The 19,068-nt window shown below is 66.5% G+C and carries 18 protein-coding genes and 1 pseudogene; 2 read left to right on the forward strand and 17 right to left on the reverse strand.

Annotation, left to right across the window (positions count from 1 at the left end):
• Positions 1-317: 317 nt before the first annotated feature.
• The 6 genes from AB0H21_RS37355 to AB0H21_RS37380 all read right to left on the reverse strand — a co-directional run bounded on the left by AB0H21_RS37355 (position 318) and on the right by AB0H21_RS37380 (position 8,156).
• Complete coding sequence (locus tag AB0H21_RS37355; RefSeq protein ID WP_358526281.1) at positions 318-1,673, reverse strand: Wadjet anti-phage system protein JetD domain-containing protein; 1,356 nt, start codon at positions 1,671-1,673, stop codon at positions 318-320.
• 31 nt (positions 1,674-1,704) lie between these two features.
• Positions 1,705-4,182: a hypothetical protein gene (locus AB0H21_RS37360; protein WP_358526283.1), complete on the reverse strand. Its 2,478-nt coding sequence runs from the start codon at positions 4,180-4,182 to the stop codon at positions 1,705-1,707.
• 539 nt (positions 4,183-4,721) lie between these two features.
• Positions 4,722-5,336 (reverse strand): hypothetical protein, encoded by a 615-nt coding sequence (locus AB0H21_RS37365; RefSeq protein ID WP_358526285.1) that lies wholly within the window; start codon positions 5,334-5,336, stop codon positions 4,722-4,724.
• A gap of 555 nt (positions 5,337-5,891) precedes the next feature.
• Entirely contained in the window at positions 5,892-7,187 is a 1,296-nt protein-coding gene (locus tag AB0H21_RS37370) for a hypothetical protein (RefSeq protein ID WP_358526287.1), read from the reverse strand.
• A gap of 151 nt (positions 7,188-7,338) precedes the next feature.
• Positions 7,339-7,758 (reverse strand): hypothetical protein, encoded by a 420-nt coding sequence (locus tag AB0H21_RS37375; RefSeq protein ID WP_358526289.1) that lies wholly within the window; start codon positions 7,756-7,758, stop codon positions 7,339-7,341.
• Positions 7,755-8,156 carry a hypothetical protein gene (locus AB0H21_RS37380; RefSeq protein ID WP_358526291.1) on the reverse strand — a complete coding sequence of 134 codons (402 nt, stop codon included), beginning with the start codon at positions 8,154-8,156 and terminating at the stop codon, positions 7,755-7,757. The genes AB0H21_RS37375 and AB0H21_RS37380 overlap by 4 nt, the downstream gene beginning before the upstream one ends.
• On the opposite strand from AB0H21_RS37380, the gene AB0H21_RS37385 reads away from it, so the two are divergent.
• The gene (locus tag AB0H21_RS37385; RefSeq protein ID WP_358526375.1) at positions 8,134-8,436 is read left to right on the forward strand and encodes a hypothetical protein; all 303 of its coding nucleotides are present in this window, start codon (positions 8,134-8,136) and stop codon (positions 8,434-8,436) included. The genes AB0H21_RS37380 and AB0H21_RS37385 overlap by 23 nt on opposite strands.
• On the opposite strand, the pseudogene AB0H21_RS37390 reads toward AB0H21_RS37385, so the two are convergent.
• The 7 genes and pseudogenes from AB0H21_RS37390 to AB0H21_RS37420 form a co-directional block, all read right to left on the reverse strand.
• A pseudogene (locus tag AB0H21_RS37390) lies at positions 8,433-8,570 on the reverse strand (transposase); the annotation flags it as partial. The gene AB0H21_RS37385 and the pseudogene AB0H21_RS37390 overlap by 4 nt on opposite strands.
• Before the next feature lie 115 nt (positions 8,571-8,685).
• The gene (locus AB0H21_RS37395; RefSeq protein WP_358526293.1) at positions 8,686-9,291 is read right to left on the reverse strand and encodes a hypothetical protein; all 606 of its coding nucleotides are present in this window, start codon (positions 9,289-9,291) and stop codon (positions 8,686-8,688) included.
• A gap of 190 nt (positions 9,292-9,481) precedes the next feature.
• A complete protein-coding gene (locus tag AB0H21_RS37400; RefSeq protein ID WP_358526295.1) occupies positions 9,482-10,729 on the reverse strand; it encodes an FG-GAP-like repeat-containing protein in 1,248 nt (415 codons plus the stop codon).
• 54 nt (positions 10,730-10,783) lie between these two features.
• Entirely contained in the window at positions 10,784-10,996 is a 213-nt protein-coding gene (locus AB0H21_RS37405) for a hypothetical protein (protein WP_358526296.1), read from the reverse strand.
• Between the two features lie 302 nt (positions 10,997-11,298).
• On the reverse strand, positions 11,299-12,150 hold the full coding sequence (gene mshB, locus AB0H21_RS37410; RefSeq protein ID WP_358526298.1) for an N-acetyl-1-D-myo-inositol-2-amino-2-deoxy-alpha-D-glucopyranoside deacetylase: 852 nt from the start codon (positions 12,148-12,150) through the stop codon (positions 11,299-11,301).
• Positions 12,151-12,232: 82 nt separating this feature from the next.
• Positions 12,233-13,288 carry a LacI family DNA-binding transcriptional regulator gene (locus tag AB0H21_RS37415; RefSeq protein ID WP_358526300.1) on the reverse strand — a complete coding sequence of 352 codons (1,056 nt, stop codon included), beginning with the start codon at positions 13,286-13,288 and terminating at the stop codon, positions 12,233-12,235.
• Positions 13,289-13,378: 90 nt separating this feature from the next.
• On the reverse strand, positions 13,379-14,383 hold the full coding sequence (locus AB0H21_RS37420) for a pyridoxal-phosphate dependent enzyme (protein ID WP_358526302.1): 1,005 nt from the start codon (positions 14,381-14,383) through the stop codon (positions 13,379-13,381).
• 79 nt (positions 14,384-14,462) lie between these two features.
• Between AB0H21_RS37420 and galK the strand changes: the two genes are divergently transcribed.
• Positions 14,463-15,593: a galactokinase gene (gene galK, locus AB0H21_RS37425; RefSeq protein ID WP_358526304.1), complete on the forward strand. Its 1,131-nt coding sequence runs from the start codon at positions 14,463-14,465 to the stop codon at positions 15,591-15,593.
• A gap of 22 nt (positions 15,594-15,615) precedes the next feature.
• Here galK and AB0H21_RS37430 read toward each other — a convergent pair whose 3' ends face one another.
• From AB0H21_RS37430 to AB0H21_RS37445, 4 genes are all read right to left on the reverse strand, one after another.
• A complete protein-coding gene (locus AB0H21_RS37430) occupies positions 15,616-17,142 on the reverse strand; it encodes an FAD/NAD(P)-binding protein (RefSeq protein WP_358526305.1) in 1,527 nt (508 codons plus the stop codon).
• A 129-nt stretch (positions 17,143-17,271) separates the two neighbouring features.
• Positions 17,272-17,643: an STAS domain-containing protein gene (locus tag AB0H21_RS37435; RefSeq protein WP_358526306.1), complete on the reverse strand. Its 372-nt coding sequence runs from the start codon at positions 17,641-17,643 to the stop codon at positions 17,272-17,274.
• 158 nt (positions 17,644-17,801) lie between these two features.
• On the reverse strand, positions 17,802-18,005 hold the full coding sequence (locus tag AB0H21_RS37440; RefSeq protein ID WP_114027418.1) for a cold-shock protein: 204 nt from the start codon (positions 18,003-18,005) through the stop codon (positions 17,802-17,804).
• 269 nt (positions 18,006-18,274) lie between these two features.
• Positions 18,275-19,057, reverse strand: coding sequence for an enoyl-CoA hydratase-related protein (locus AB0H21_RS37445; RefSeq protein ID WP_358526308.1), 783 nt, complete (start codon positions 19,055-19,057; stop codon positions 18,275-18,277).
• Between the last annotated feature and the right edge of the window lie 11 nt (positions 19,058-19,068).

The raw sequence follows: 19,068 nt of genomic DNA on the forward strand, positions 1-19,068 counted from the left end.
GGCCGCGAAAGGGGCACGAGTAACCCCGATGTGACTCACATGTGTCCCCACGATGACTCACACTATCATCCGGCGACTACCGGAATAGGTAAAGCCGCAGGTCAAATGGGTGGGGCGCCAGGGATTCGAACCGTGAACCTACGGATTAAAAGATGCCGCAGACTATCTATTTCTATTAGACCGCCCGGATTCGCCGCTGCCAAAATACCCGATGGTGCTGCACGATGTTGCCCCGTACCGCATGCCAATGATCAACCGCCGAGCAACCGTAGCGCCGTTGTTACCCTTTGCTATTCACCTTACGCCCTCGCGCGGCGTCACATGCCATCGAGAAGGGTCGGAAGCAGCGGGAGGATCTCAGGGGAAAGAGATTCCTGTTCACAGCCCGCACCTTCGGCTTGGACGATCGCCTCGGCTAAGGGGCGTAGTTCGGCGATAGCTGTTTTTGCCATGCGTTCGGCTAGCTTGTGATTGTCTTTTTGGTCATCAGGTTCCTGATGATATTTGACACCGCTTTCAAAGAGTTCCGGTTCCATGGCCACCGGGCGTATGAACCGGCCTACTCGACCGGTGAGATTGCTGATGATCTGGATGCCATGTGCGTCGAGGTCACACCAAGTCGTGAGCGGCAGCTCAGAGAAAGAACGCAGAAGTTCGACCGTACCGGTGCTTGAGTAGCCTTTGCTCCAGATCAGCAGCCAGGTGTCGCTCAAGGCGGTCCTCATACAGATCCTCTCGAAGGTATCTGAGTTCTCGATTACAAAGATCCCGACCGCCTCGCACTTCACCACCCCAAGTGACAGAAGGCCGTTGGCGGGCAGGCTAATCCAGGGCTTTGCTTTGGATGCGTCCGCAACCACGTCTCCGATGCTCCAAACCAACGGTCCTCGCAGGCGCACTTCAGTGTCAGTTTTGTCGACGGCCTCATCAAAGGAGAGGTCAATGATGTTGGCGAAAGCCTGCATGCGGGCAGGGGTCCAACGTTTGGAACCTCGTAGTGCTTTGGCCGCGAGTTCCTTGGCGCTGAGGCGCTTGCCCAAGGAGGTGTATGACCACCAAACGGATGCCGCGCTTACTGCGGCATCGTAGACAGACCAACAGTCGGTGCCAGCGCTTGATCCTGGGGGTACGGCGAGCTTGGATCCACGGGGAACCGCGAGCAGTAATTTTCGCTCATACGCCAACTCTGGTAGTGGCTCCATTTTTTGGCTCAGCTCAGCGCGTACATCATCCGGGTCTTGCCTGTCGAGTAATTCGTCTAGCAGGTCTTCGGCGAGATCAGACCATGGCTGGGTTAGGCGCCAGGATTTCGGTTCGTAATCGAGCGCGTTGACAACGTCGCAGCGCAAGGCGATGCCGCCAGCCCGAACGAGGGCCGTCATGATGTCCCAAGTACGGTCGCCGAATTGCTTCTGAGTCGAACTCCACTGGCGGAAGGTTCGATTGCGAAGAATTTTGACCAGATCTTTTCTTGTGATTTCAGGTGGGGGAGCGAAAGCGGGGACTGAGGAGTTGGTGATGAGGTCGACCTCGGCCGGTTTGATTCGCTTTTTCTGGTCGAGAGGCAGCCGCGGGCCATCGCTTCCATTCCGGGGGACAGTCACCGCCCTTGTCCCCACAGGCAGGTTGCGGAGATAAATCTCAGCGCGCCCTTCGGCCGCGCTGACCAGCAACGGCACACTCCGCCGAATTGGTGACGAAGGCTCAGAACGGGGGTCGTCCACGCCTAATCCAATCTGCGGTGAGCTCCACACGGGCACCGTTGTTATCGTAACCCCAGGCACGAGTCGGTTGATTGTAGGTTTCTGCCGTGGTGGCGTGCTCGAACCAGAGGAGGTGGCCGCAGTGATCAGCAGCATCGGTTAGGACACTGTCCTGGCATGTTCCGAGGATGGTGACCTGCCGTTCCTTCGCGACTCTGCTCAGCGCCGTCAGGACGTCGCGCCGATTGACCTCGCCAAGGCTGTTTCCTAGTTCGTCAAGGACCAGAACCCGGCCATGAGGGTCACTGTCGGCGAGCATGGCCGCGAGGACGAGTTGGATGGCCTGCACCTTCACCTGTGCGCCGTTGGCAGTCTCTCGGTAGGAGATAAGTGAGCCTGTGCGGGTCCGCCGCCACCTCGGCGTTACCCTCCACCTCCAGTCGCTGGCGCCTTCGGGCCGAATGTTGTCAAAATCCAAGTCTGCGCCGGAGCCGCCGCGTTTGAGATCGAGGTCGTTGTACGCCTCGCTGATCTGCTTGAGCACCCGTTCGATGTGACGCTCCAACATCTCTTGGATGCCTTGAAGTACTTCTGCATTTGTCGATGCCTCGTCCCTGAGCCTGGAGATGAGGTTCTCTCTACGCTCGCGCTCTTCGGTGATGCGGGTCTGGATCACCACATCGTTGTCAGCGACCGCAGCGATTCTGCTCAGCAGCGGCGCGCTAACTTCGTCGAAGATCACGGAGGGTCCTGAGACCTCGGGGTCATCGGAAAAGCGTTCCCTCTGTGTCCAGGACTCGCGAAGGTCTCTAGGTACGTCGAGATCTGGATCGGACGTGACTCCAAAGGCGCTCAGCGCCTCCGCAAGTAGTTCGGCGGCTCGGCGCTTCAGCCTCTCTGGAGCTGTTTGTTCGGCGCCAGCTACCTCTTCTGCGGCTTTGAGGCCCTGGCCCCACAGTCCCGTCCAGACGTTGACCGCTAGAGCCTCGCGTTGTTTTCCGACGCCTTCGAGCGCTCGGCGCTGCTGGGTGACCTCTTTCATAGCCACGTCGAAGAGCGCTTGGGTGGTCTGGATGTCAGCCTTGATCGACTTCAGGGCTAGGTGAGCTTCTTCCCAGGCTCTTTCCACTGGCTCTTCGCGCTCGCAGAGACCTCCCAATCGGTGATCGATCTCGAAAAGCTGAGTATTCAGTTGCTCCTCTTCTGCGGAAATGGCCAGGAGGCGAGCCGTCGCCTTGGCCGCTACGAAGTCGGTTCCGGCGAGTTGAAGGAGATTCTCCATGACACCGACGATCCGCTGAGCCTCTGCCAACTGCTCTTTAGCGGTGGTGAGGCGTTGCGTCGCGGCCCTGACCCGGGCGCCCCGGCCTGCGATCGGTGGGTCAAACCCGCCGATGACAACCGCGTTCAGGCTCGGAAATATAGCACCGCCTTGATACGGGGCGGTCTGTTGCTCGAGGGTGGTGAGGAAATCCTCAATACCTCCTTCACCCATGCCGACGAGCTGCGCTCCTGGCAGCCGGGACGTAAGGTGCTCGGCGGCCTCAGAAAGCCTTTCGTCCGGTACGGCAACGACATGGCGCCAGGGCCACAGCCGGGCTTCCCACACATCACGAGATAGGGGGTCAGGGTCAACGACATCCAGAACGCCAACGCCTTTGATATCGATCTCGGCCAAGATCTGAATTGTCTCTCCAGCTATACCGGAGAGTCCTGCCTCAGCCAGCCGCAACTCGCCTTCGGCCTCGGCGACCGCGATGTCCGCTCGCTCAACATCTAGCTTTGATCTTGCGACTTTAAGTTGCTCGTCAGCGACCCTTTTCCCGGCTGTTTCGACGTCGGAACCCGACCAGCCTGCAGCTGCCGAGCGGAGCGCTGGCCTTTCCTTAGCAAGTTGGCCTAGTCCTGCAGCAATGTTTGCGCGCTCGGCGCGGACGACTTCGATTGCGGTCCTCAGCTCATTCCGCTCCCGCCGCGTCCGCTCTTCGTCCGCAGCGAGTCGTTTCGGTACGCGCAACTCACTGAGTCGAGTATTCAAACTATCACGACGATCTATGGCTTCAGCAAGAAGTTCCCGGATCTCGCTGGCGCTCGTATCGAGGTGCTGGTCTTCGTTATGTGCTCGATGAAGTCGGCACGCTAGGTACCGCCGCCATAGGACTCGTCCCTGCTCAATGCGTTCCCGTGCCTCTTGGCGTGCTATGACTCCTGCGAGGTCAGCTTCGTCCTGTACACGTGCTTTGACATCGTTTGCGACCGCAGCGGCTAGTTCGGCCTCATGTTTGAGGAACTTTCCGCGTTGTATGGTCTCGGTCGCGAGCTCGGAGTCCAGACCAGCAAGCGCGATTAGGGAATCGCCGATGGTCTCAGGCTCCATCTCGGTCATTTGCTGGCTGAGGAGCGACGCGACCCGCGGCCGCATCTGAGTGTCCAGATAGGTGAGACACCGTGGCGCATCCCCGTACAGGACTTCGGACATCCTCCTGGCAGAGATCGGTTTTCCGGTTCCGCATTGCTGCCATAGAGTGTCCGCTTGCAGAATACGTTCAGCGTCATTGTCGGCATCAGCCAGGTGCAGGCCTGGCGACCAGCGAGCTTCGACGTAAGGAGTACTCGCGGAGACCCGAACCCAAACCGTCACTGCATCTGCGCCAGGGTCGGAGGATGATGCGAACACGCCAACGATGTAGCCGTAAGGAGCGGCACTGATCCTTTGCGCTGGATCGAGGCCGGCGGCATCGGGTTTGAACAGTAGATTTGCGGCATACCGTCCGCCATTTACTGCGAGTTTCCACTGCGGATCAGCCAGCAGGACGGAGACGGCGGCAAGGAAGCTGGTCTTTCCCGACCCGTTCGAATCCGTTTGGGGGCCAACACCCGAGACCGCGACGAAGGTGCCAGGGACGATGGGTACTGCTTGGTTGGTGAGTCTTGCGATGTCGAAGGTCTGAACGCCGACTAGGTGGCGTGCCCCAATGAGGCCGCGGGCCCCGTTCTCCCGGGCAGTCTGGTGCGTAGTCACAACGAAGCTTCCTGAGATGTCGTCCGATATTGCTGTGTGCGTCGGCGTTTGATGGAGTCGGCCAGTGAACCGTACGGATCGGCGAGCAACACCAACTGCTCGAAGAGGAACGAGGTTGCCTGCGGTGTCAACCTGTGAAACTGGGCGCCGAGAACGCGGCCCTTACCAGGTATTACGCGGACAAGATCTGCGTCAGTCAGGCGCTGAAGCGTGTCGCGGACCTGACCAGCTCGTATAGCGATCCCATCGAACTTCTCGTCGGGGACCGGCCGGCCATTCGTCCATGGCGCTTCCGGGGGGAGCTCTCCTTCAGCTCGCGGAATAGCCACACTAAAGATCAGAATTATGGCCAGTACTGCACGATCGGTCGCCGGCAAAATACCGAGCCCCTCCTCGGCGAGCCGAGCAGCGACGGTGTCGTCATAACCTGAGATCAGGCCATTCGGGTGGGTGATCAGGACCCGGCCAGAGGCTGCAAGGACGTCTTTTACCACGCGACGCAGCGCGGGTTCCGCTAGTGCGGGGAAGAGGTTTGGCGGGATTGGAGTTCGCGCATTGTCCAGCGCAGCCACTGCGGCATTTACTTGATCTTGACGACGCTCAGAAAGCACAGCCAACGACGCTGACATCAGAAACCATCCGGCCCAGGCAGTCGGTGGTACTCGGCACGGAGAGCAGCGATGTCGTCTTCGGACCATAGCGCGATAGCTGGTCCTAGCGTGACGTGCCCGTCTCCTTCGGATCGTCGGATAAGGCCACACACCGAAAACCGACGCAGCGTGGATCTATGAACTCCCCGCACGCGCTCGCTTGAGCCTGTGAAGGGCATTGCTTGTAGCGAGTCGAGTATTTCCGACTCGGCGGCAGGAACGCCAGGATAGAGAGGCTTGTCAGGATCCGGCCAGCACCAGCGGATACACGCGGCCAGGACATACAGTTGATTCGACGTTGGCCGCCGAAAGTAGGGCTCGTTAGCTGCTTGCCCAAACAATTCCGGCGCAGCTGGCCAAGAGGCCATAAGAGCTCGGCTATCGCATTCGCCGCGGACTTCAGTCAGCATCTGACCCACCTTGTTGGCGGCGGCATGGAGGCCACCCAGTTCGCGAGCGCTGCGAGGATACGGCAGGGTTCTTGTAACGCGCAGCTTGGCGAGCAGATATGCGGAGTCATCGTCCGGCGACATCGGTCGTGATCACCTCTTCAGCGGCAGACTCATGGCCACGGCGCACCCAGACGGGTGTGACAAAGGAGACCGTCGCTATGGGGTCCGGCAGGATCGCCGTCGAGAGGGCCGCGGTTATCGGAGCGTCGGGTGATGCTGACGCCAGGAGAACGCGAACCACGAGCTGAATGGCGCCTGGCCTACCCGCCGCCTTGATGATGTCGGTCAGATCAACTTCGTTGCGTCCTTGAAGCGCCTTCTCGATGTCGGCGATTCGCCGCGCTCGAGCCAGCTCTGCTCGCTGCCGGGCTTCGGAGATCGGGTCACGATCGGACGGAGTAGCAGCCGACGGAGGCGGCCGACGTCGGGGAGGCCTGGGACGGTATTCATCGACCGCGTTGATCACGCACTCTGCGTTGGTGATGAAGCTCGGCGGGTCAAAAACCGTCCGGGAGAAGACTTCGGCCAACCGATCCACGCTCAATCGCTGAGCCGCCGTGCGGTATTGCTCCGGAGAGAGCATTGAGAAGTCCCTGCGCGTGCTGGCAAGGCGGACCAAACGGTCCCAAAGCTCCCCAACTGCCTCGCAGTAACGCGTAGCGGTCCTGATGAGCCGATGACCCGCTCCCATTAAGTCGTGAAATCGGTCCGCTACGACACTGATGAGCGCCTTGGCTTCTCTCAACAGAGCTGCAGCCGACCGTTTGCTCCTGCGGTCTTCTAGGAGCTCCTCAATCGTTCGATCGCGCACTAAACGCAAGAGATTTGCGGTAGTAACTGCTAGGGCCTGCCGCGCCTTCGTGATCCGCTCGCTGACCTGGTCTTTCGTCAGCATCCCATCCTCAATCTCGCGAATCGTGCGACTGAGCAGCAGGGTGATCTCCTCGACTCCACCTTCGTGATCAAGACGACCAAAAATGAGCAGCGCGACCGCGCTCATGTCATCAATACGGTAACGCTGCTGATTCGGGCGGTCGGGGCTGCCGTGGGGGCGAAGCATCCCCATTCCGATGAACACGCTGAGCCGACTGTCCACATTGGTGGAGGAGAGCCCTGGGGTGCACGCAGAGATCAACTCGTCACGTGTCAGACCGGCGCCGTTGTCCAGGTCGCCGAAAGCCGCATATATCGCTCGGGCGATCTCGAGCGCCAGAGGGTCCTTTGTGACTGCACCCGAGTCTGCGGCTAGCGGCGCGACAAACGGATCGAAGCGTTCTTTGGGCGTGAGGTCTGCACGGCCCGAGCCGAAATCGATGGTGGTTTGATCATTTAGGGGCTCGTGGTGGTCATGTGATGCCATCGGCAGCAAGAGTACTTCTGATGGCCGCGTTGTTTGTCGAGAATTCAAAAGAAGTACCAACTTGCCAGCTGCCAGGTGGGCGGTTCGCTAGTTGATGTCCCCTTTGTCGTTGGGGTTGGAAGAGGCGGGCTGGTCAGGGGGCGCTGCTGAGCTATGGGCGCGGCTGAGTGAACAGGCCCGGCTCGGTCTCGTCGAGGATGCCGCGGCTGACCAGGCGTTTGAGCTTGGAGCGTATGTTCTCGATGTTCTCGACGGGCAGATCCATGGCCTGGCACAGGTCGCGAGTGCGCAAGGACCGGCCGAGGTCGGCGAAGACGGTCAGAATCTGCTGGTAGGCAGGGTGGCCGGGCAGCGTGGGAGGCGGCGCGTCCGGCTCAGCGTCGTCCTCGCCGGCGAGCGATACAAGGGTCTTGCGGGTGATCTGTAGGTGATCGATCGCCTCGTCGAGTTCACGCAGCTTCGCCGCCAGTTCGTCGATCAGGGTCCGGACCTGCTCGGCCTCGCGGGTCAGAGCCTGTTCCCGCGCGTCGATCTTGTCCAGCAATGGTCTGCTCACCTCGTAGCCGGTCACGCGCCGCGCCAGGATGGGCTGGAGGTGCCGGTCAACCGGCGGGCCATCACATCGCTCATCGCCCAGTGAACGCGCGATTCGGAGCTGGCGGGACGGTGTTCGTAGTCGCGGACCAAGCGGCGGTGCAGGGCGAGGGTGCCGTAGGTCTGCTCGACGACCCATCGTTTGGCCTGGGGGACGAATCCCTTGTCCGCGGGATTGCGCTCGACGATCTCCACGTCGATGCCGAGCCTGGCACCGTGGGTGACGACCGCGTTCTTGAATCCCTGGTCGACCAGGGCCTTGTGCACGGTGTCAGTCTGCGCGGCGACCCGGTCCAGCAGGGTGATCCCAGCGGTGTTCTCGTGCGCCGAAGCGGCTAGCACCACCACCGCGATGACCAGGCCCAGCACGTCCACTGCCAGGCCGGTGTACTACTACTTCGCCAAGTGGCGCGATGATGGCACCGACCAGACGATCCACGACCTGCTGCGCTGGCAGGCGCGGGAGAAACGGGGACGATTAGCCGACCCGAGCCTGGTGGTGCTGGACACCCAAAGCGTGCACGCGGCGGCCGGAGTCCCGTCGGAAACCACGGGCAGGGACGCGAGCAAGAAGGTGCCCGGGCGCAAGCGCGCGCTGCGGGGCGGCAGGTCGTGCGGCAGAAAGTCCCACTGGCAGCCGGTCCGGCCCTGGTAGAGGATCGCGTTGACGATCTCCCGCATCTCGTAGGCGCCCTGGTGGCCGCTGACCGAGGGGTGTGCGGCCTTCCACGCGTTGATCACCGGCTCGATCAAGGCCCACCGTTCGTCGGATAAGTCGCTCGGGTAGGGCTTGCGCTCACTCACGTCGCCATCCCAGCACAACCAAGCCCGCCGACCGGCCGTAACGCTACAAATTCACGCGATCACAGTACGCAGTTTGGACATCCACTCACGAACCGCCCTCTCAGTCTTCATCGGTGAAGAGCGCCGGATCCTTCGAGCTCCACTCGGCCCTGACCTCGCGCCACGGACGCCCCGTGCCCTTTCGCATCTGCTCCAGGCCTTCGGCCAGCTCCTCACCCTCGAGGATCTCTTCGTCCTGAAGGCGCTGCCAGACCGCGTCGAGGAGGTTCCGCGAGCGTCCTGCCTCACGCAGGTCACGGACAAGGGCAGCCACGGCGTACAAGCGCTCCACCTCCAGCATCAGCCGGGGTTTTCCTTGCACCGGAGTGAGCACTCCTTCTTTCACCCACGCTCGCACGGTCTTCGCGTCGAACTTGAGAATCTTCGACGCGGTCGTGACCCGTACGGGCTCCACGTGGGCCAGCAGGTCCGCGACCACTTCCCTGACCGTGTCGCGCGTACCGGCCTCGTGGGTGCTGGACGCCACCATGTCCAGCTTCTGAGCTTGATCGAACAGGGCGAGAGCGGCGCGTTCCTCGGCTTCCTTCCTGCGCGGAACCTCCCCCGCCGTGACGGCGCTATGGCGACGCTGCGCGGGCGTGCCGACCCGGGGTCTTCCGTCCTTGGGCCCGTGATCCATCGATTTGCGTAGCTTGACGGCCGTCATCGAGACTCTCCCCATCTCCATCTACTCCCTAGTTATACTGCAGAAAAGGGGAGTCGACTCGTGCCGGCCTGGGATGCCCCGCGCGCCGCCCGCCTCATGGCCGATCGTGGCGTGTGGGACGCCTTCGGTGTGTGAGTAGCCCGATAAGGCCGCCCGGTTGAAGATCGGACGGCCTGGCGAGCTTGGCTGGTTACTGCGCGGTGGGGATGTGGCTGAAGGTGCTCCACAGGGTGCCGAGGCTGACGTACGGGTCGAAGGACGGGACGGCGGTGCCCTTGTTGCGCCATACGAACATCTGGTCGGTGCCGTTGAGGCCGAGCAGGTCGGTCTTGCCGTCGCCGTCGTAGTCGGTCACCCAGAATCGGGTGACGGTCTTCCAGCCGCTGGAGATGAGCATGCTCTGTCCGCGTGCGGGGGCGCCGACGGTGCTGGTGTTGGGCACGACCCAGAACTGGTCGCCGCTGCCGGCGTCGACCCCGGCGATGTCGGCCTCGCCATCTCCGGTAAAGTCACCGATGACGATCTCGGACAGGGTGCTCCACTGGGTGCCGAGGCTGACCGGCGCGTTCACTGACGGCTGGCCAGGTGAACTGGTGTTGGTCCAGGCCAGCATCTGGTCGGTGCCGTTGAGGCCGAGCACGTCGGTCTTGCCGTCGCCGTCGTAGTCGGTCAACCAGTACTTGCTGACGGTCTTCCAACCGGTGGTCATGGGGATGCTCTGCCCGCGCGCGAGGGCGCCCGGAGTGCTGGTGTTGGGGATGAACCACATGTCATCACTACCGGAACCCAAGCCCAGGAAGTCCGGCTTGCCGTCACCGTCGAAGTCCACCAACCGCCCCGCCTGCGGATCCACCACCGGCCGCGGAGCCGGGTCGTCGACATCACCCGCGCCCACGGGGCTGGAGTAGCCGACGATGTCGATGTTGGTGCGTGAGTAACTGTTCTCCTTGACGCGATCGCCGCTGTTGCCTTCGATGGTGTAGACGGTGCTGCTGTTCGCCGACTTGACGATCCCGACGTGGTCGATGACGCCGTTCTGGTCCCAGTCGAAGACGAGGGCGTCGCCCGGCTGCGGTGTGTAGCCGCTGGCGCGGGTGTGCCAGGTGCCGTACATCGTGCCGTAGTCCTTGAACGAGCTGACCCAGCCGGTGAGCACGCCTCCGCTGGTCTCGGGCACATCGGCGTACGGCACGCCGGCGTTCTTCCATACGTACTTGGAGAAGTCGGCGCACCAGTCGCTGTCACGCCACTGAACTCCGTCGGTGGCAGGGCAACCGGCTGCGGGCTTCCAGGTTCGGAAGTAGCCGGTGTAGTAGTTGCAACCGCTCCCAAGCGGCTGCTCGTGGTTGCGCGATGAGTTGTTCAGCTGGCTTTGCGCGACCGAGACGATGGAGTCGCGGGACACGGCAGCGGCCGGCGTCGTGGTGACGGCGATCAATCCCGATCCCAGGACAGCCGTGGTGGCCAGCCCGGCGCTGAGGCGGCGGGCGAATCACAGGCCGCTCTGTGCTGCTATGCGGGTGAGTTTCATGGGGATCCTTCCGGTGGAGGTGGTGCTTCGTGCTGACACCGAAAGGTTGGCGGGGGCTGTTGAAACTTCGTTGAAAATCCGCGGCGGGCGGTTTTCAGCACGCGGCGGTTCGGCGGCCGGGCCGCCGGCGAGCTCGTCGTATTCGCGGGCGCCGTCGTCGTGGAAGACCTTCACCGCCCGCGGCCGGAGCGCCGCCGTCTTGGCCTCGCCGCGGGCCTCGTGCCGCAGGGCGAGGTCACGTTCGGTGCGTCCTGCGCTCCCAAGCCGGAGCTCTCCTGGCGTGCGCCTTCATCGAGACCGTCACCCCTCAATGGGCGGCGTCAGTACATCCTCCTGCCGCCGATCCGGTTAAGCCACGTTGGCCTTGGCCGCCGGAGACGATCTACGGGTGGTGCAGGGCCCGCTCGGGCATGCGGGCATCGTCGTGACCGCGGACATCTACGCGTCGGTGATCCGCGGGTGCCAGGTTCGCGCCGTCAGGCGAAGAGGTCGGTCTCCCGGCCGGTCTCGTCCAGGGGGCCCTCGGGGCCGGCGAGGCGGGTGTAGTACTCGGCCGGGAAGAGGGGCTGGCCGATGTCGTTGGATAGGGCGAAGTAGTCGCCCTTGACGGTTATCTGCGTGCGGTGGGCGCGGAGGGCGGCGCGCTTGGCCTCCAGGTGGGGGCCCGCGTCGATGCGCGTGGTCACCTGGGCGTCGGGGACGCCGAAGCCGAACTCCTCCACGGACCTCAGGCGCTCGAACGGGCCCGCGTCCACGCCTCGCTCCAGGACCGACAGGGGCATGGCGGTGGCGTAGAAGCGGGACGGAGTCCACGGCTCGCCCTCGCCGAAGGACGGGTCGGCGGCCTTCTCGAAGGCGCGCCACGCGACGCGGTGGGCCTGAATGTGATCGGGGTGGCCGTAGTAGCCGTTGTCGTCATAGGTCACGACGACCTGCGGGCACACCTCGCGGATGACGCCGACCAGTTCGGCCGCCGCGAGGTCGAGGTCGGCCTGCCAGAAGCAGTCCGGGTCCTCGTTGGTGGGCGCGCCCATCATGCCCGAGTCGCGCCAGCGCCCGGCCCCGCCGAGGAAGCGGTAGTCGGCGACGCCCAGCGCCGCGCACGCGCGGGCCAGCTCGACGGCGCGGTACTCCCCCAGCCGGTCCTCGCGGTCGGCGGCCAGGTGGCGCAGCTCGGGCGGGATGACCTCGCCCTCTTCGCCGAGCGTGCAGGTCACCAGGCAGACGTGGGCGCCCTCGGCCGCGTACCTCGCCATCGTCGCGCCGGTGCCGATCGACTCGTCGTCGGGATGGGCATGGACGAACAGGATGCGACGATCGGGCGACATGACGCCTGCCTTTCCTTCTGTGACCAGGGACGCCCGCCGGGGTGGGGCCCGCCGTGTCACCTTACGCGCCCCGTGTCACGTTCTAAGTACGGCCGCGCGCGCCGTGCCCCTGGTCCACCAGCGCGGCCGGCGAGGTCTTGGCGGGAGCGGTGGACCCCCGCACGACCAGCTCCGGCTCGAAAAGAAGCTCCTCGGCGGTGACCGAGGCGCCCTCGATCTGGCCGACCAGCAGGGTGACGGCGGTCCTGCCCATGGCCTCGATGGGCTGGCGGACGGTGGTCAGCGGCGGGTTGGTGCAGTTCATGAAGGCGGAGTCGTCGAAGCCGACCACGGAGACGTCCTCGGGCACCGACATGCCGAAGCGGCGCACCGCGCGCACGGCCCCGAGCGCGAGGGGGTCGCTGGCGCAGATGATGCCGGTGACGCCGCGCTTGAGCAGCCTGGTGGTGACGGCCTGGCCACCCTCGGGGGAGAAAAGCGTGTGCTCGACGCACTCAGGGCCCGCCGGGAGGCCGGCGGCCTTGGCGGAGGCCATGAAGGCGGCCATCTTGCGGCGTGAGGGGATGTGGTCGTCCGGGCCGAGCACCAGGCCGATGCGCTCGTGGCCTAGCGAGGCGAGGTGGCCGAACGCCTGTTCGACCGCCACGGCGTCGTCGGTGGAGACCTGGGGGAAGCCGAGGCTGTCGGTGGCGGCGTTGACCAGCACGACGGGCAGGCGCAGCTCCAGCAGGCGGTAGTAGTGCTCGTGGGGGGCGTCGGCCTCGGCGTAGTGCCCGCCGGCGAAGACGACGCCGGACACCTGCTGCTCCAGCAGCATCTCGACGTAGTCGGCCTCCGAGAGCCCGCCCGCGGTGCGGGTGCACAGCACGGGGGTGAAGCCCTGCTGGGCGAGGGCGCCGCCGACGACCTCCGCGAGCGCGGGGAAGATCGGGTTGCCCAGCTCGGGCAGCACGAGGCCGACGAGCCGGGCCCGCTCGCCGCGCAGTTGCGTCGGGCGTTCGTAACCGAGGACGTCCAGGGCGGTCAGGACGGCTGCGCGGGTCGCGTCCGCCACCCCCGGCTTGCCGTTGAGCACGCGGCTCACGGTCGCCTCGCTGACGCCGACCTTCTTCGCCACTTCCGCAAGTCGCCGAGTCACGGCGCAATCATAGGTCGCAACGGCTGCAAACCGCTTACATCATTTTGCGACCGTTATCATCTTTCCTCCGTTCCGACTCCCAACTTTCCGTCAGTTCCCGGCTTTCCCAGGTTTCCCGCCGATTCCGCGCGTTCGCCCGCCGGTGTCGTCCCAGGGCGCCGCGCCACCGGCGTCCCAGGGCGCCGCGCCACCGGTCACGACCGCGACGATCCGCGTCCCCGGCGCGAAGGCGCCGCGCGCGGCGAGGGCGAAGACGCCGTAGAGCATCTTGGCGACGTAGATCCGCTCCAGGACGTGGCCGTGCCGGGCGGCGAAGTCACGGGCGAAATCGTCCAGCTCGGCGGGAATCCGGGCGTAGCCGCCGAAGTGGAAGCCGTGTTCCAGGGTGTAGTTCGGCGAGGACGTGCCGTACGCCTCGCGGCGCAGCCGCTCCACCTCGCCAGCCAGGAACTCGCCGCCCTTCAGCACCGAGAACCCCAGGGCGCGGCGGCCGGGGGGCAGGCCCGCGGCGATGCCCGCGAGCGTCCCGCCGGTGCCGCACGCGCAGCAGATCATGTCGTAGCCGTCGCCGCCGAGCTGGGCGGCGACCTCCGCGGGCAGCTCGGCGCACCCTCGTACCGCCCAGGCGTTGCTGCCGCCCTCGGGGATCAGATGGAAATCGCCGTGCTCCTCACGCAAGCGGGCGATGACCTCGGGGTCGTTCTTCGCGCGATAGGTCGTGCGGTCCAGGTAGGCCAGCCGCATCCCCCGCGCCACGGCGTACGCGAGGGAGGGGTTGAGCGGCAGGTGCTCCTCGCCGCGGATCACGCCGATCGTCGCGAAGCCGAAGTGACGGCCGGCGGCGGCCGTGGCGCGGATGTGGTTGGAGTAGGCGCCGCCGAAGGTCAGCAGGGTGTGCGCCCCCTGCCGCGCCGCCTCGGCCAGGTTGTCCTTGAGCTTGCGCCACTTGTTCCCCGGCAGGTCGGGGTGGAGGAGGTCGTCCCGTTTGAGGAACAGGCGGACGCCGCCGAGCCTCGGGTCGTCGACCTCTTCCAGCGGGCTCGGCAGCCGCAGGCCCGGGAGCCCTTCGGCTGTGGATGACGCGCGGTTGTCCACAGGTCCAGCCTCGCACGCGCGGGCGGGTGGACGGGGCGGACTAGGCTTGCGGGGACCCCGAGCGAAGGAGAGCGTCGTCATGCGTGCTGCGGAAGCGTTCCGTACGGCGTTCGGCCGTGATCCCGAGGGCCTCTGGCACGCGCCGGGGCGGGTGAACCTGATCGGCGAGCACACCGACTACAACGGCGGGTTCGTGCTGCCCTTCGCGGTGCCGTGGGGGGTGACGGCCGCCGTCGCCCGCCGCGATGACGACACCGTCCGGCTGATCTCCCTGCAGGACGGCGCCGGGCGCGCTCACGTCCACGAGGCCGGCGCCTGGGACCGCGCCGAGGGCTGGACGCGCTACGTCGTCGGCGTCTTCTGGGCGCTGCGCCAGGCCGGGCACGACGTCCGGGGCGCCGACCTGGTGATCGACGGCGACGTGCCCCGGGGCGCGGGGCTGTCCTCCAGCGCCGCCCTGGAGGTCTCGGTCGCCCTGGCGCTCAATGATCTCTTCGAGCTGGGGCTGAGCGGGCTCGACCTGGCCCTGCTCGCCCAGAAGGCCGAGAACGACTTCGTCGGGATGCCCTGCGGCATCATGGACCAGGCCGCCTCCGCGCTGAGCAAGGAGGGGCACGCCCTGTTCATGGACTGCCGCAGCCTCGGCACCCGTGCCGTCCCCCTCGACCTCGCCGCCGACGGGTTCCAGGTGCTGATCATCGACACCGGCGTCCACCACGAGCTCGCCGACGGCCAGTACGCCCGCCGCCGCCAGGACTGCGAGAACGCCGCCAAGCGCCTCGGCGTCGAGTCGCTGCGCGACGTCACCGACCTCGCGGCGGCCCTGGCGCTGCTGCGGGGCGACGAGCGCAGCCGCACCCAGCACGTGGTCACCGAGAACCACCGGGTGGAGGCGGTGATCGGCCTGCTGCGCGCCGGGGCCCTGCGCGAGATCGGCGCGCTGCTGAACGCCTCCCACCTGTCCCTGCGCGACCAGTACGAGGTGTCGTGCGCCGAGCTCGACGTCGCGGTCGAGGCCGCCGTCCGGGGCGGCGCGCGCGGGGCGCGCATGACGGGCGGCGGTTTCGGCGGCTCGGCGATCGCGCTGGTCGCCGCCGACCGCCTGGACCACGTCCAAGAGGAGGTCGCCCGCTCGTACGCCGGCCGCGGCTGGGCCGCCCCCCGATTCCTCCCCGCCACCCCCGCCCCGGGCGCCCGCCGCCTCGCCTGACGGTCACCCGCGGGCCACGGGCCTAGGCGACCCGCGCCACCCGGGGGTCCGCCGCGGCGGTGAGCAGGGTGCGGGCGAGGGTGTCGGCGTGGCGGATCGCCGGGTCGTCGGCGGACAGGGGGTGGCCGCCGGTGGTCCAGGGCCCGAGCGCGAAGCGGTGCGGATGCGCCGTCCCGTTCTGGTCGACGATGCGGTGGCCGGGCAGGCTCACCTTCAGCCGCCCGGACTCCTCGGCGCACTCCCCCCGGGCGTACAGACGCCTGAGCAGCGGGTCGCGGGTGCGGTCCAGGCTCGGCCCGGGGCGCCTGGCCTCGATGAACGCCCGGGCGGTGACGGCGCCGGGCACGGTGGCCGAGGTCGCGCGCCACACGCCGTCCCGGGTGGGCTCGACCCGCGTCTCGGCGCCGAGGAACGTCACCACCCCCGCCCGGGCCAGCGCGCGGAGTTCGGCGATGCGCGCGGCGGGCAGCGTCCCGGCGGCGTGGCGCGCCAGGCGGTGGAACCAGGGGTCGTCCGGCACCCGTCCGGTGAGGTGGTCCAGCACGCCGCGCAGCGCGTGGATCATGGCGAGGTCGGCGCTGTGGGACGGGTCGGCGCGGCGGGTCAGGTCGGCGGACAGGTAGCCGTGCATCCACCGCTGAAGCCCGGCCAGGTCGCCGAACCTGATGCCGGCGAGCGGCCGGTCCAGGCGGGCGAAGTTGAGGCGGTCCTCGAAGCGGGGCACGGCCGTGCGGATCAGCGCGCGCATGGCCCTGCCGTCCCATTCCTCCGCCTCGAAGGCGTCGGCGAACGCGTCCCAGCTCACGCGCGTGCGGTCCGGGTGGACGGTCAGCAGGTGGTGGTAGTAGGCGTACGCGAGGTCCTTGGCCACCAGGGGCCACACCTGCGCGCGGAAGTCGCGCGCCCCCTCGCCCGCGCGCCTGACGAACCTCGGGGGCGGCGGGCGCTCGCCGGTGAGCCGGTATCCGACCTGGCAGTGCGGGGGCACGCCGCGCACCGAGCCGACGTGGACCAGCGGCTCGCTCCCGCTTGGGTGGTAGATCAGCTCGCCGTCCGATCCGTGCCGGAACCGCCCGCCCCGGGCGACGGTGAGCCGGGTGAGCACGTCGGCCAGCACCGAGCCGAGGCCGATCGCCAGCACCGGCTCGGCGCCGGCCACCTGCTCCAGGGGACGGTCGGCCACATGCCCGGCGGGCCGGTAGTAGAGCCCCTGCTCGTGGGCGAACCGGCGCAGCTCCTGCTCGCGGGCCGAGGGCAGGACGCCGGGCCAGCCCTGGGCGAGGACGACCGCGTCGGTGTCGACCCGCGTGCCGTCGTCGAGGAGGACGCGGCGGCCGGCGAGGTCGATGGCGCCGGCCCGGTGCAGGTGGATCCGCAGGCCCGGGGACTGCGGGTCCGGGCTCACCGCCCCGGGTGGAGGCGCGTCGGGGTCCACGAGGTGGACCTCCAGCGGGCGCCGGGAGCTCGCCCGGGCGGCGTTGGCGCGGATCCGCTCCACCAGCCGGATACCCGTCGCACCGGCACCGACGACGCAGATGGATCCGGTCACGCTCGCCTCCCGCTATTAACCTATTTATAAGGTAGGAAATACATGGAACAGCGTCAAGACCATGGTAAGCCGAACGGCGTCCACTCGTGTGAAGTGGACGCCGGGGAGACGATGTGGTTCAGGAGTGCCTCAACCGGAGGCGCCGAAGGTGGCCTGACGCGCCTCGGCACCGGGAGGCGCGGGCTCCGGCCCTGCGACAAGGCGGACAGGGAACCGTGAGCTCAGCCCGCTCGCCTCGAGTACCCGGCGTACGGACGAGGACGGGGAGACGAGGCGCACGCCTCCCCCGAGACGCAGTGAGCGGCGGCGGGCGGCCATCAGGGCGGCCACCCCGCTCGCGTCCATGAAGGTCACCTCGGACAGATCGACGTCGAGGCGCGGGCGTGGTGGCTCGAGCGCGGCGAGCAGACGCTCGCGCAGCTCGGGTGAACAGGAGATGTCGACGTCACCGCGGACGCGGAGGACGGTCGAGTCGGCCTGGACGATGAGGTGCAGGTCCATCGAGGACCTCCAATCGATGGACGAAGAGGGCGGTTCACATTTGGGCGAACCGCCCCGACGTCCTAGGGCGAGGACGGCGGGCGCCGTCCTCGCGTGAGCTTGAAACCTGTCCGCACGGGTTCCGTCTGACGGCCCGTGCGCACGGATTGAGCTCGGTCTTAGAGCGGGCGGACCTGCTCTGCCTGCGGGCCCTTCGGGCCACGCGTCGTCTGGAAGTCGACGCGCTGGTTCTCCTCGAGGCTGCGGTAGCCGCTGGAGTCGATGGCGGAGTAGTGGACGAAGACGTCCGCGCTGCCGTCATCGGGAGCGATGAAACCGAAGCCCTTTTCGGCGTTGAACCACTTGACGGTTCCCTGAGCCATGAACTGAATCTCCTCATGAGACGATCTACGAGGACCACGGCGTGGTTCCTCGGGTTGTCTAGCGACCGACCGCCCCTCGAAAGCACGTGGCTTCGCATGGTGGAACGCCCGCTGTAAGAACTCCGCAGGCGCTGCTACACGTTAACGAACCTCTACTACAACCGCTCCCTATTCAACACCATGTCCCGGGGGCATGGCCAACGCAGGGGGGTCGGCGCCGTTGAAGATCGTACTCCCTCGCGGCGGCGCGTGGGGGCCGTCGGAGGGCGTTACCGCCGGTCCAGCGGTGGGAACGCCGGCGCGCGGCGCTCCAGATAGCTGGCAACGCCCTCAGCGAAATCGGCGCGTTCGAAGGACTCCATCATGAGCCGGACGCCCTCGGCGGCGGACTCGTCGAGCGTTTTATCCCAATCGCCCCAAATCTGGCGTTTGATGATGGCCATCGAGGCCGGCGAGCTGTGGACCGCGAGCTCCCGGGCGTAGGCGGCGGCCTCCTCCAGCAGCCGCTCCCCCGGCACCACGCGGGCGGCCAGGCGCAGCTCGCCCGCCTCGGCGCCGGTGAACGTCCTGCCCGAGAGCAGCAGGTCCATGGCGGCGGCCTGCCCGGCCAGCCTGGGGAGGATCCAGGCCAGGCCGTACTCGGCGATCAGGCCGCGCCGGGCGAACGCGGTGGTCCACTTGGCCTCGGCCGCCGTGAACACCAGGTCGCACACCAGCGCCTGCACCATGCCGAGCCCCGCGCAGGCGCCGTTGACCGCCGCGATGATCGGCTTGCGGATCGTCGTGGGGAAGGTGCCGGGCCGCTTGTCCGGCTCCTCGTCGTAGGAGCCGTCCTGGACGGCGCTGAGCGTCTCGAAGTCCGCGCCCGCGCAGAAGCCCTTCCCGGCGCCGGTGACGACGATCACACGGACCGCAGGGTCGCGCTCGGCCTCCTCCAGAAGGTCGAAGTACCGGCGGCCCATCGCGCCGGTCCAGGCGTTGAGCCGCTCGGGCCGGTTGAACGTCAGCGTCAGCACGCCCTCGCCCAGCGACGACAGCACGAGATCGGACATGGAACCTCCCG

The sequence above is a fragment of the Sphaerisporangium sp. NPDC051011 genome, from assembly GCF_040653595.1.
Lineage (GTDB): Bacteria > Actinomycetota > Actinomycetes > Streptosporangiales > Streptosporangiaceae > Sphaerisporangium.

Bases quoted from the DNA above. Each gene is read 5' to 3' on its own strand.
- AB0H21_RS37370 (WP_358526287.1), bottom strand. From the start codon at position 7,187: ATGGCATCACATGACCACCACGAGCCCCTAAATGATCAAACCACCATC.
- AB0H21_RS37385 (WP_358526375.1), top strand. From the start codon at position 8,134: ATGACCAGGCCCAGCACGTCCACTGCCAGGCCGGTGTACTACTACTTC.
- AB0H21_RS37445 (WP_358526308.1), bottom strand. From the start codon at position 19,057: ATGTCCGATCTCGTGCTGTCGTCGCTGGGCGAGGGCGTGCTGACGCTG.
- AB0H21_RS37360 (WP_358526283.1), bottom strand. From the start codon at position 4,182: ATGTCCGAAGTCCTGTACGGGGATGCGCCACGGTGTCTCACCTATCTG.
- AB0H21_RS37435 (WP_358526306.1), bottom strand. From the start codon at position 17,643: ATGGACCTGCACCTCATCGTCCAGGCCGACTCGACCGTCCTCCGCGTC.
- AB0H21_RS37440 (WP_114027418.1), bottom strand. From the start codon at position 18,005: ATGGCTCAGGGAACCGTCAAGTGGTTCAACGCCGAAAAGGGCTTCGGT.
- galK (WP_358526304.1), top strand. From the start codon at position 14,463: ATGCGTGCTGCGGAAGCGTTCCGTACGGCGTTCGGCCGTGATCCCGAG.
- AB0H21_RS37395 (WP_358526293.1), bottom strand. From the start codon at position 9,291: ATGACGGCCGTCAAGCTACGCAAATCGATGGATCACGGGCCCAAGGAC.
- mshB (WP_358526298.1), bottom strand. From the start codon at position 12,150: ATGTCGCCCGATCGTCGCATCCTGTTCGTCCATGCCCATCCCGACGAC.